We start from the raw sequence: 12,479 nt of genomic DNA, 5'->3' as shown, positions 1-12,479 counted from the left end.
TTTATACCTATGACGAATTGATTGTTTTTTAATTTCATACGGCTTTCTACAGAATGTGACAATATCTGGATGGAAGATTGTCTACATTTAACGTACAGCATCGAAATAACAAACGATTCCAATTATGAAGGAGGGATACACATTTTATAGGGCGTTACCAAATAAGGGGGGATACGATTGAAGAAAAAAACAAGAAACAGATGGACAGGCTCCGTTTTAAGCGCGATTGTCGTCAGTTCCCTGTTGTTTCCGGGTGCAGCCGGAGCGAACAGCACACCGGGGGCAGTTTCTTTCACCAAAGATCTTTCTTCCTCTAAGAGCATTCAGCATAAGATTTCCGATTCAGTCAAGAAGCGTTTTGAAAAAAATGATAAAGTCACGTTTCTTATCAAATTTAAAGAGAAAGCCAATACGAAAAAAGCGGTCAAAGAAGCAGAAAAAAACGCCAAGTCTCAATCGCTTTCCGCAGCAAAAACTGAATATCAAAAGCGGTCAGCCGTCGTTTCTTCTTTAAAACTGGCGGCTCATGATGCGCAGCAGAATCTGAAAACATATTTGGAAAAACAAAAAAAGAAAGGCAAGGCTGATCACATCCATTCCTATTATATTGTCAACGGAATGGCAGTCACTGCTTCGAAAGAGGTAATGGAAAAAGCCGCCTCATTTCCTGAAGTAGAAAAAGTTCTTCCGAATGAAAAACGTCAGCTTACTCAACGACAATCAAAAGCTCCTTTTCAAATGAAGAAAAAACAAAAAGAGATCAAAGCAAAGGAAGGCATCGAATGGAATATCAGCCAAATTGATGCGCCGCAGGCCTGGGCTTCAGGATACGACGGAACCGGCACGGTTGTCGCCTCCATTGATACGGGAGTTCAGTGGGATCATCCGGCGCTTAAAGAAAAATACCGGGGTTACGATCCTGAAAATCCCGCAGCGCCGAATCATGAAATGAACTGGTATGATGCCGTGTCCCATAAAGACGCTCCCTACGATGATCTTGAACACGGCACTCATGTAACAGGGACCATGACGGGTTCAGAACCTGACGGCTCAAATCAAATCGGTGTAGCTCCGGGAGCGAAATGGATCGCAGTAAAAGCATTTTCAGATGACGGAGGAACTGATGCCGATATTTTGGATGCCGGTGAGTGGGTGCTCGCGCCTAAAGATAAAAACGGCACGCCGCATCCCGAGATGTCGCCGGATGTTGTCAATAATTCCTGGGCAGGCGGTTCGGGAATGGACGAGTGGTACCGCGATATGGTGAATGCGTGGAGAGCGGCAGGGATTTTTCCGGAATTCTCTGCGGGAAATGAAGACTTATTTACACCGGGAGGACCGGGTTCAATCGCAAATCCGGCCAATTATCCTGAAGCATTTGCGACAGGTGCGACTGACATCGACAAGAAACTCGCTGATTTCTCACTTCAAGGCCCCTCACCGTATCATGAAACAAAACCGGACATTTCGGCTCCGGGAGTGAATATCCGTTCTTCGATTCCTGGAGGAACATACGAAGGCGGCTGGGACGGAACTTCAATGGCCGGGCCGCATGTGGCGGCGACGGCGGCTTTGTTAAGGCAGGCGAACGCCTCTATTACGGTCGATGAAATGGAAGACGTTTTGACGCGCACCGCGGAAAAGCTGACAGATTCCGTTTTTCCGGAATCACCGAATAACGGTTACGGCCACGGTCTCGTTAACGCTTTTGATGCCGTTTCTGCCGTAACGGACGGAATCGGAAGCGTAGAAGGCAAGGTCTCTTCTGCGGGCGAAGATCACAATCCGCCGAGCTTTCACCATGAACCGGTCTCAGCGGCTTACAAAGGGGCAAACCTTCCGTTAACGGTTACAGCAGAAGACGATGTAAGCGTAACTGAAGTCATCCTTTCCTATCAGTTTGATGAAGGAAAGTGGAAAACGACAGCTGCCGACCAAAAAAGCGGTGATGAAAAAAAGGGAACATACCAGGCGGAGATTCCGGATGTAACGGGAAGCAAGGTAAGTTATAAATGGACCATAAAAGATTTCGGAGGTCATTCTGTAGAATCTGATACGTACCAGGCTGACGTGAAACCGAGCATTACGGCGGGATACAAAGAGGATTTTGAATCACAGCCGGCGGGCTGGTCCAGTTACGGGACACATGACCAATGGGAATGGGGTATCCCGGGTTCAGGGCCCGGCACCGCATTTTCCGGAGATAAAGTGTATGCGACGAATCTGTCCGGCCCTTATGCCGATTCAGCCAACATGAATTTGGTGATGCCTCCGATTCAAGTTCCGGAAACAGGACGGCTGTTTTTGCAATTTAAAAGCTGGCACAAGCTCGAAGAATTTTTTGATTACGGGTATGTGTTCGTTCTTCCGGAAGGAAAATCACATTGGGAGCAGGCGGCCGTTTACAATGGTGACTCCGCAGGATGGAACGATGAAGAGGCAGATTTATCTGCGTATAAAGGCCAAAACATAAAGCTCATGTTTAATATGCAGTCAGACGAAGTACTCAATGAAGACGGATGGTATATCGATGATGTCCGGCTTTCAAGCAGCCCTCTCGGCAAGGCGGCTAAAAAAAGTAAACACAATAGACAAACACCTCCCGGCCACCTGAAGAAAAAAGCAGTCAGTCCGAAACAGGCCAAACCGGCAGTGAAATCACCCGGAAAAAGAGTAAAACGTGAAACAAACCTCCTGCCTCTCAGAGCGCAAATCAGTGTCGCCGAGACGGGGAAATCCGTATATTCCGACCCTGCAAGCGGAAGCTACAGCCTGTCGCATAAGGCGGGAAGCTATACGCTGAAAGCCGAGGCTTACGGATTTAAGTCCGCTTCGAAACAAGTTTCTATTCAATCAGACAAAACCGCACAGGCAGACTTTACACTGGAGCAAATGCCGTCCGGCACGCTAAAAGGAACCATCACCAATCAGTCAACAGGCGAACCGGTAAAAGGGGCTGCGCTTTATGTGGCTGAGGATGCCGCAATTGAACCGGCGGTGACAAACGATAAAGGGGAATATTCGCTTAAGGCGTACGAAGGCTCCTACACAATCAAAGTAGCGGCAAAAGGCTTTTACAATAGCGAATTTTCCGTTGACATCAAAGGAGATGCTGAAAAAAACGTCAAGCTTAAGCCGTATATCGGTTATGAAGGGGAAATTGCATATGATAACGGAACGGAAGAAGCCGCGCTGTCATATTTTAAAGCCGGCAGCAAATCTGCCGTTAAGATGACGCTCAAAGACGGAAAAGAACACGGTATGCTGACGGGAGGCCTTTTTAAATTTTGGGGCGCCGACTGGCCTGATCCGGGCGGTACCGAATTTCAAGCAGAAGTATATGATGCATCCGGCCCTGATGGAGCTCCGGGCAGCAAAATTGCCGGCCCGTTCCAAGCTGAAGCGCTTCGAAACGGCGAATGGACCAAAGTGGATCTCAGCTCAAAAGGAATCGCGGTCGGAAAGGATTTTTATCTTGTGTTCCGCCAGACGAAACCCGATCCTTATACACCTGCCCTGTCATCTGATGACGGCAGTCCGTACTCGAACAGAAACTGGCAATACCTCGACGGCCGCTGGTCTAAAACCGATAAATCAGACGGAAACTTTATGATCAGGGCTTTGGTCGACTACGAAGCTTCTGTGCCTGACATAATGTCGCCTGAAGACCGGTCATTTACAAACAAGAAGTCAATCACGGTGAAAGGAACGGCTTCACCAAAAACCGCTGTCCGTCTTACCAATAACGGTAAAACCGCCGCAGAAACGAAAGCAGATGCAGACGGCAATTTCCAGGCCGGCGTCACACTCACTGAAGATGCCAATCGGCTGACGGCGGCATCTGTGACAGACAGCGGGTCAACCGATGAGTCAAGCCCTGTCACGGTCATACTGGATGAGGATAAGCCGGATGTGACGATTGACAGTCCGGCAAACGGTGATAAAACAAATAAAGAAGCAGTGACCGTAAAAGGAAAAGTGCACGACGCCCATTTAAAATGGGTAAAGGTGAACGGAAAAAAAGCTGAAGTAAATAACGGTTCTTATCAAGCGAGAACCCTTCTGGAAAACGGCAGCAATGAGATCAAGGTCACGGCCTCAGATGAAGCGGGTAACAAAACAACGAAAAAGACGGTAATCGATGTCAATTACAATGCTCCCGTCATTTCCGGATTGGTTCCCGGAGCGGATAAGGAATTAAAAGCCGGAGAATCAGTGAAAATCGCTTTTTCAAGCGGAAAGAAATTAGACGCTTCCTTCGTTATCCGTCTGCCTCTGACAAACGCCCGGGCAGGGAGCCAAAACGCAACAGAGCTTCCGCTGAGAGAAATTTCTCCGGGACGATATGAGGGTTACTGGACGGCGACTTCTTCCATCAAAGCAAGCGGAGCAAAAATTGACGTTATCGCTAGAGATGACTACGGAAATGAAACGAGACAGACGGCTAAAGGAAAACTTTATATCAATGAGTAAAACAGAGCGCTGCCAGATCACGGCAGCGCTTTTTTAGTTGAAGCGGACAATAGGAAAGCAACCCTTTCGGCCCTCGACAAATAAAACGGTTATCCCTTAAAAATTGTACTTTACCCTCAACATTAATTGACAGACTTTCCCACAGAGCTTGCTTTATACTTATGAAACAAGAGAGAGATACAGATAAGTAAGACAAAAGAGGAAAGGGGTCAGATGTGAAAATCTATCTGGATGTCATTTGGCTGTTGAACTTTTGTTTTGATTCTCTTTTGCTTTTATTGACCGCCTTTATTTTAAAACGCCAGGTGAAAAAAAGAAGAGTGGCCGCCGGCGGTTTCATCGGGTCAGCCATTGTGCTTCTGATGTTTACGCCTGTTTCTCCCTTTGTGGAGCATCCGGCGGGAAAAATGGCGTTTTCAGTAGTCATCGTGCTTGCGGCTTTTGGCTTTAAACGGTTCCGATACTTTTTTCAAAATTTGTTCGCCTTTTATTTCGCGACTTTTCTCGTCGGCGGGGGAATGATCGGCGTACATTCCCTGCTGCAGACAGAATCAATTGTGCAGCAAGGCGTAATGGTCACAAGCCAGACCGGATTCGGCGACCCGATCAGCTGGATGTTTGTAGTTATCGGATTTCCGGCCATATGGTTTTTTTCGAAAAAGAGAATTGAAGACATCGAGACGAAGTCCATTCAGTACGATGAACTTGTCATGGTGCAGGCGGAATTCAGCGGACAGACAATCCGCGCGAAAGGATTGGTGGATTCCGGGAATCAGCTGTATGATCCGCTGACGAAAACGCCGGTCATGATCCTTCACATTGACAAATTCGCTCCGATTCTCAGCGAAAAGGAAACGGCCCTCATCAAATCCGCCAGTCCGCTTGAAGTGATAGAGCAGCTTGATGATTCGTTCCGCCATGCGGATAAGCTGAGGCTGATTCCATACAGGGGCGTCGGCCAGGACAATCAATTTTTACTCTGTTTAAAGCCGGATTACGTCACGATTTTAACAAAAGACGAAATGATCGCTTGTGAAAAATGCCTGATCGGCATCAGCACGAAACCATTATCCGCGGACGGTGAATTTGACGGAATCGTTCATCCGAAGATGCTGACAGGGAAGGCTGTAAAACATGTTTCCTGACGAAAAGTCTGTTATTCATCATACTCAAAACGCGTTGTATTTAGAAGGGGGAGGAAGATGAAAAAACTTAAGCTGCGTCTGACATATTTGTGGTATAAATGGCTGATGAAACTCGGACTGAAAAGCGATGAAGTGTATTACATAGGAGGAAGCGAGGCGCTGCCGCCGCCTTTGTCTAAAGAAGAGGAGCAGGTGCTCTTATTAAAGCTGCCGAGCGGGGATCAGGCGGCGCGGGCCATCCTGATTGAGAGAAACTTACGTCTTGTCGTTTACATTGCCCGCAAATTCGAAAATACCGGCATCAACATCGAGGACTTAATCAGCATCGGCACCATCGGTTTGATCAAAGCGGTAAACACTTTTAATCCGGAAAAGAAAATCAAACTCGCCACCTACGCGTCGCGATGTATCGAAAACGAAATTTTAATGTACTTGCGCCGAAACAATAAAATCCGTTCAGAGGTATCCTTTGATGAACCGCTGAATATTGATTGGGACGGAAACGAACTGCTGCTTTCGGATGTGCTCGGCACAGATGATGATATTATTACAAAAGACATTGAAGCCAATGTGGATAAAAAACTTTTGAAAAAAGCGCTTGAGCAATTAAACGAAAGAGAAAAGCAGATTATGGAACTGCGTTTCGGGCTTGTCGGAGAAGAAGAAAAAACACAAAAAGATGTAGCCGACATGATGGGGATTTCACAATCTTATATCTCCCGGCTCGAAAAGCGGATTATCAAAAGACTGAGAAAAGAGTTTAACAAAATGGTGTAAAATTTTTTCCATCTGACAGCCCTTACTGCTGCAAGGATTGCCGTCGCCGGATGTTTATTTCTGTAAAATGGCGGTGCATATTTTTCCCACCCGAGGAGATACTTAACGTTGTACAGCAGCTCCTAGTGGGAGGGAAAAACGTGTCAAGAAATAAAGTCGAAATTTGCGGGGTGGATACCTCCAAATTACCGGTGCTCAAGAATGAAGAGATGAGAAAGCTGTTTAGGCAATTACAGGATGAGGGCGATGATTCAGCGAGGGAAAAGCTTGTAAACGGCAATCTGCGCCTTGTCTTAAGCGTCATTCAGAGGTTTAACAACAGAGGAGAGTATGTTGATGACTTATTTCAGGTCGGCTGCATCGGACTAATGAAATCCATTGATAATTTTGACCTAAGCCATAATGTTAAGTTTTCAACATACGCTGTACCGATGATCATCGGAGAAATCCGCAGATATTTGCGGGATAACAATCCGATCCGCGTCTCGAGGTCGCTTCGCGATATCGCATATAAAGCGCTTCAAGTAAGAGAGCGGTTAATCAGTGAGACAAGCAGGGAGCCGACAGCAGAGGAAATCGCCAAAGTTCTTGAAGTGCCCCATGAAGAAATTGTGTTTGCCCTTGACGCCATCCAGGATCCGGTTTCACTGTTTGAGCCGATTTATAATGACGGCGGCGATCCGATTTACGTGATGGACCAGATCAGCGATGAGCGCAATAAGGATACACAATGGATTGAGGAGCTCGCTCTGAAAGAAGGCATGAGAAGACTGAACGAACGGGAAAAAATGATTTTGCGAAAGCGCTTTTTCCAAGGGAAGACCCAAATGGAAGTCGCTGAAGAAATCGGCATATCCCAAGCTCAGGTCTCAAGGCTTGAAAAAGCAGCCATTAAACAAATGAATAAGAATATCCATCAATAACGGAAAAAGCCTTTAAACCTTGTTTAAAGGCTTTTTTCATGCGATGGTTTACGTTTGCAAAAAAGTGATGTATTCTAATGTGTAAAAGTTTTTAGAAAATTTAAACAAAGTAAACGGGGGAAACGCAATGATTTTACAGCTGGACAGTGTGTCATTAAAAAGAAACGGGAAATGGATTTTGAAAGATATCAACTGGCGCGTCGAGAAAAACGAAAATTGGGTGCTGTACGGATTAAACGGAGCCGGAAAAACGGCTTTGCTGAATATGTTATGCTCTTATTACTTCCCCACTTCAGGAGAGATGCAGGTGCTCGGCCATCAATTCGGCAAAACAGAGCTCGGTGACAGGCTCAGAAGGAAAATCGGCCTTGTTTCGGCAGGTCTTCAGCACAAATTATATGCCGCGGACTCCGCTTTTGAAATCGCCCTCAGCGGCGCGTACGCCTCAATCGGGCTGTACGAAACTCCGAGTGAGCAGGTAAGGGAAAAAGCGATCGGTCTTCTGAAGGATTTGGGCGCCATCGGTTACGCCGACAGACGATATGAAACATTATCACAAGGGGAAAGACAAAGAGCGCTGATTGCGCGGGCGCTTATGGCTGATCCGGAACTGCTGATTTTGGACGAACCCGTGACGGGTCTTGATTTTATGGCAAGGGAGCAGCTGCTGGACACGATTATGTCGATCGCCGAAAAAGAAAATGCGCCGTCCATCCTTTATGTCACCCATCACGCTGAAGAAATTCTGCCGGTATTTGATCAGGCGCTTCTTTTAAAACAAGGCGAGGTGTTCGCCTCCGGGAAAATCATGGACATGCTTTCTGACGAGCGGCTTACAGCGTTTTTCGATATGCCTGTCAATGTCTTATGGAACAATGGCCGCCCGTTTTTAACACGTGCAAAAGAGGCATCATCCGTAAAATAACATAAATTCACCCTGGGGGTGCTGCCATGCGGCTGAGAGAGACGTTTGTCTCAACCCTTAACGGACCTGATCCGGATCATGCCGGCGGAGGGAAGCGGTGAAAAAAGCGGAGGAAGATCCGTTTTTTACCCGTTTCATTTCATGAATGAAACGGGTTTTTTGATACAGCCAAAGGGGAGATTTCCAATGCATCAGATTGATATGCTGTTACACCAGGCGGAGAAACGGCGGCACGACTTCATACATATTGCTGAAAGATTGATAGCCTTTCCGACTCCGGCCCCGCCAGCAAGAAATACGGCAGAAGCCCAAAAGTGGGTGGCCGGATTTTTAAAAGAAACGGGCTGCTCGGTCGATATGTGGGATGTGTATCCGGAAGATCCGAATGTAGTCGGTGTTTTAAAAGGGACAGATTCAAGCAGGCATCAAAGCCTGATTTTAAACGGACACATTGATGTGGCAGAAGCCGGGGGCGAAGACTGGCACTCTGACCCGTTTCAGCCGCACGTAAAAGATGGCATGCTGATCGGAAGGGGCGCCGCTGATATGAAAGGGGGTTTGGCGTGTGTTCTTTTCTCTCTGAAGCTGATCCATGATGCCGGCATTAAGCTTCCGGGCGACCTCATTGTACAGTCTGTAATCGGAGAAGAAGTCGGTGAGGCGGGGACGCTGGAATGCTGTAAACGCGGCTATCACGCGGATTTTGCCGTTGTCGCGGATACGAGCAGCCTGCATATTCAAGGGCAGGGCGGAGTCATCACCGGCTGGATAGAATTGAAAAGCAAACAAACATTTCATGACGGCATGAGGCGCAATATGATTCATGCGGGCGGAGGCACATTCGGAGCGAGCGCCATCGAAAAAATGGCGAAAATCATCACTGCCTTGGGAGAGCTGGAGCGCCACTGGGCGGTAACGAAAAGCTATCCCGGTTTTGCGCCCGGCACCAATACGATCAACCCTGCCGTCATTGAAGGCGGAAGACACGCAGCGTTTGTTGCCGATGAATGCCGGTTATGGATCACCGTCCACTTTTATCCGAACGAAACGCACGAACAAGCAGCCGCAGAAATCGAAGACTATATTAATCGTGTCGCTGACAGTGATCTGTGGCTCAAAGAAAACAGGCCGGTGTTCAAATGGGGCGGATCTTCGATGATTGAAGACAGAGGAGAGGTGTTCCCGGCGCTGGAAATCGACCCGGATCATCCGGCAGTTTCTGTCTTGGCTGCATCACACTCAGCCGTCAGAAAACAGGAGCCCGTCATTGATGTTTCCCAAACCGTAACTGACGGAGGGTGGCTTTATCATGCCGGGATTCCGAGCGTCATATACGGTCCCGGCGATTTAAAAAACGCCCACTCCGTAAACGAGGAAGTGTCCGTTGATGAGCTTATGGACTATACGAAAATCATGCTGAGATTTATCCTCGGCTGGTGCAGCCGCAAAAAAGATTGCCCGATGTGACAAGGTTCAGCCCGGCCGTTCATATAATAGGAAAAAGAACGGGCAAAGGGCGTGATACGGATGATCAGCATATCTGAATTTCAAATAAAAGATGTGGTAAACGTGTCGAACGGAAAAAAACTCGGAAGCATCGGTGATATTGATATTAACGTGACAACGGGAAAAATTCAGGCGATTATTTTAGGCGGCAGCGGAAAAGTTCTCGGTTTTTTCGGAAAAGAAGAGGAAATGATCATTCCTTGGCGAAATATAGTTAAAATTGGGGAAGATGTCATCTTAGTGCGTGTAAACGAACCAAAGGGGGGAGCGTAATCCTCCCTTTACTTGTAAAAAGCCGGAAATCTCAATGTTTCCGGCACATTTATTTATCTCATTTTTCAATCAGCCGCTAAACGTATGCTTAAAATTGTGTTAAAATGAGTGGGAAATTACGCTTTTTTAATGTTTGTCGAAAGGTTGGATCTCCATGAATACATATCACCCGTTTAGTCTTACCACCCCCTCGGCACTCATGATAGAAGACTGGAACTGTGTGAATCAGCTTAACACAAAGGTCATCGCCGGATTCACAACGAAAAACGGCGGGGTCAGCAATCCTCCGTATGAGTCATTAAATACCGGATTGCACGTCCGGGACGAAGCTCATGATGTTGTGACAAACCGTGAAGTCATAGCGTCCTTATGCGGTACTGATCTGGATTCCTGGGTGTTCGCCGACCAGACACATGAAAACCGCGTCCGGCGCGTGACAGCCGGGGATAAAGGAAAAGGAGCGAGAGACTATTCTTCCGCATTCCGCGGGACGGACGGGCTCTACACGAAAGATGCGAATCTTTTTTTGGCCCTTTGTTTTGCGGACTGTGTGCCCTTGTATTTTTATGACCCGGTGAAATCCATTATCGGCGCTGCCCATGCCGGATGGAAGGGGACGGTCAAACAAATCGGACGCATCATGACGGAACGCTGGGTAAACGAAGAAGGCTCCCGTTTAACAGATATTCAGGCTGTCATCGGTCCGTCCATCAGCGCGGGAAGCTATACAGTCGACGACCGCGTCATCAATGAAGTGCGGGCGCTGCCTTTTACGGCTGAATCCGCCATATGCGAAACGGAAAAAGGCCAGTATCAGCTTGATTTAAAAGAGGTCAACCGTCTTCTTCTGATACATTGCGGCATTCCGGAAGAAAACATTTCAGTCAGCGGTTTATGCACCGAACGAGAGCGTGAACTATTCTTTTCACACCGCCGCGACAAAGGGAAAACGGGACGCATGATGTCCTTTATCGGAATGAAGGAGGCGTAAGATCTTGCGTGTTGCTGATCAATTACGACATATAAACGAAAGAATAAACGAAGCATGTAACAGATCGGGCCGAAGCCCCGAAGATGTTACCGTCATCGCGGTTACAAAATACGTATCAGCCGAAAGGGCTCAAGAGGCCGTTGATGCCGGTATTACAAGTCTGGGAGAAAACCGGGATGCCGAGCTTATTCATAAGCAGGAAGTCATCAAAGGCAGCCCGGAGTGGCACTTTATCGGCAGTCTTCAGTCCAGAAAGGTGAAGGCCGTCGTTGACCGTGTATCTTATATTCATTCCTTAGACAGACTGTCATTGGCAAAAGAGGTTGAAAAACGGGCGCAGCATGCGGTTCGCTGTTTTGTGCAGGTGAATACTTCGCTTGAGCCGTCTAAGCACGGTTTGAAAACAGAGGAGGTCATCCCCTTTATCAGAGAGCTTTCTGAGTTTAGAAACATTTCTGTAGAGGGCCTGATGACGATGGCTCCCCTGACAGACGATACAGAAACGATCAGAGCCTGCTTCCGGCAATTGCGTGATCTGAGGGATCAGGTGCAAAAACTGCATCAGACAAACGCACCGTGCCGGGAACTGTCAATGGGCATGTCAAATGATTATGAAATCGCTGTTGAAGAGGGCGCAACTTTTATCAGAATCGGCTCTTCATTAGTCGGAAATGAACCGGGGGGTGTAAACAAATGAGCATGAAAAATAAACTGAAAAACTTTTTCTCAATGGATGAGGAGGAGTACGAGTACGAATACATTGAAACGGAGCAGGATCATCCGGAAGAGCATGAACAGCAGAAAGATAAACAGCCTGCTTACGCTCAGAAGCCGCAGGGCAAGCAGAACGTAGTAAGCTTGCAAAGTGTTCAGAAATCCTCTAAAGTGGTGTTGAGTGAACCGCGTGTATATGCGGAAGCGCAGGAAATCGCCGATCATTTAAAGAACAGGCGGGCGGTTGTCGTCAATCTGCAGCGCATCCAGCATGATCAGGCGAAAAGAATCGTCGACTTTTTAAGCGGTACCGTCTACGCCATCGGCGGCGACATTCAGAGAATCGGTTCAGATATTTTTCTGTGCACGCCTGATAATGTCGACGTTTCCGGTACGATTTCGGAGCTTATAAATGAAGACGAACATCAGAGGTGGTAAAGCAGGATGATTCTTTATCAAATTTTTTCCGTTCTGAGTTATTTAATTTACATCTACTCGTTTGCCCTGATCATCTATATCTTTATGTCATGGGTGCCGAGTACGAGAGAAACGGCGGTCGGACGGTTTCTCGCAGCGATTTGCGAACCGTATTTAGAGCCGTTCAGAAGGATCATTCCGCCCATTGCCATGCTGGATATATCCCCGATTGTAGCGATTATCGTGCTTCGGTTTGCCACGACGGGACTTTGGGGCCTATACCGCATGATCGCAATGTATACTTGAATGCGACAGTTTGATACGGGCTTGGCACC

11 protein-coding genes and 1 riboswitch are annotated in these 12,479 nt (G+C 47.4%); all 11 genes read left to right on the top strand.

The window, feature by feature from the left end; all coding sequences use genetic code 11:
• The first annotated feature begins 177 nt into the window (after window positions 1-177).
• The 11 genes from ABK447_RS12890 to ABK447_RS12840 all read left to right on the top strand — a co-directional run bounded on the left by ABK447_RS12890 (window position 178) and on the right by ABK447_RS12840 (window position 12,450).
• Window positions 178-4,473 carry a S8 family peptidase gene (locus ABK447_RS12890; RefSeq protein WP_100001419.1) on the top strand — a complete coding sequence of 1,432 codons (4,296 nt, stop codon included), beginning with the start codon at window positions 178-180 and terminating at the stop codon, window positions 4,471-4,473.
• A 215-nt stretch (window positions 4,474-4,688) separates the two neighbouring features.
• A complete protein-coding gene (gene spoIIGA, locus ABK447_RS12885) occupies window positions 4,689-5,618 on the top strand; it encodes a sigma-E processing peptidase SpoIIGA (RefSeq protein ID WP_025284698.1) in 930 nt (309 codons plus the stop codon).
• Between the two features lie 57 nt (window positions 5,619-5,675).
• Window positions 5,676-6,395 carry an RNA polymerase sporulation sigma factor SigE gene (gene sigE / locus ABK447_RS12880; protein ID WP_007409714.1) on the top strand — a complete coding sequence of 240 codons (720 nt, stop codon included), beginning with the start codon at window positions 5,676-5,678 and terminating at the stop codon, window positions 6,393-6,395.
• 140 nt (window positions 6,396-6,535) lie between these two features.
• Window positions 6,536-7,318: an RNA polymerase sporulation sigma factor SigG gene (gene sigG, locus ABK447_RS12875; RefSeq protein ID WP_003154420.1), complete on the top strand. Its 783-nt coding sequence runs from the start codon at window positions 6,536-6,538 to the stop codon at window positions 7,316-7,318.
• A gap of 127 nt (window positions 7,319-7,445) precedes the next feature.
• On the top strand, window positions 7,446-8,243 hold the full coding sequence (locus tag ABK447_RS12870; protein WP_094031692.1) for an ABC transporter ATP-binding protein: 798 nt from the start codon (window positions 7,446-7,448) through the stop codon (window positions 8,241-8,243).
• 4 nt (window positions 8,244-8,247) lie between these two features.
• A riboswitch (TPP riboswitch) is annotated at window positions 8,248-8,353 on the top strand.
• 76 nt (window positions 8,354-8,429) lie between these two features.
• Complete coding sequence (locus ABK447_RS12865) at window positions 8,430-9,710, top strand: acetylornithine deacetylase (RefSeq protein WP_025284699.1); 1,281 nt, start codon at window positions 8,430-8,432, stop codon at window positions 9,708-9,710.
• A gap of 60 nt (window positions 9,711-9,770) precedes the next feature.
• Window positions 9,771-10,022 (top strand): YlmC/YmxH family sporulation protein, encoded by a 252-nt coding sequence (locus ABK447_RS12860; RefSeq protein WP_003154415.1) that lies wholly within the window; start codon window positions 9,771-9,773, stop codon window positions 10,020-10,022.
• 154 nt (window positions 10,023-10,176) lie between these two features.
• Window positions 10,177-11,013 (top strand): peptidoglycan editing factor PgeF, encoded by an 837-nt coding sequence (gene pgeF / locus ABK447_RS12855; RefSeq protein WP_014304972.1) that lies wholly within the window; start codon window positions 10,177-10,179, stop codon window positions 11,011-11,013.
• Window positions 11,014-11,017: 4 nt separating this feature from the next.
• Entirely contained in the window at window positions 11,018-11,710 is a 693-nt protein-coding gene (locus tag ABK447_RS12850) for a YggS family pyridoxal phosphate-dependent enzyme (protein WP_094031693.1), read from the top strand.
• Window positions 11,707-12,165, top strand: coding sequence for a cell division protein SepF (gene sepF, locus ABK447_RS12845; RefSeq protein ID WP_007409719.1), 459 nt, complete (start codon window positions 11,707-11,709; stop codon window positions 12,163-12,165). Before ABK447_RS12850 ends, sepF begins: the two co-directional genes overlap by 4 nt.
• A 6-nt stretch (window positions 12,166-12,171) precedes the next feature.
• The gene (locus ABK447_RS12840) at window positions 12,172-12,450 is read left to right on the top strand and encodes a YggT family protein (RefSeq protein WP_003154408.1); all 279 of its coding nucleotides are present in this window, start codon (window positions 12,172-12,174) and stop codon (window positions 12,448-12,450) included.
• The last annotated feature ends 29 nt before the right edge of the window (window positions 12,451-12,479 follow it).

This window comes from Bacillus sp. hwrm1 (assembly GCF_040207805.1).
GTDB lineage: Bacteria > Bacillota > Bacilli > Bacillales > Bacillaceae > Bacillus > Bacillus velezensis.
The sequence above is the reverse complement of the archived record's forward strand: the minus strand, read 5'-3'. Positions and strand labels throughout refer to the sequence as shown.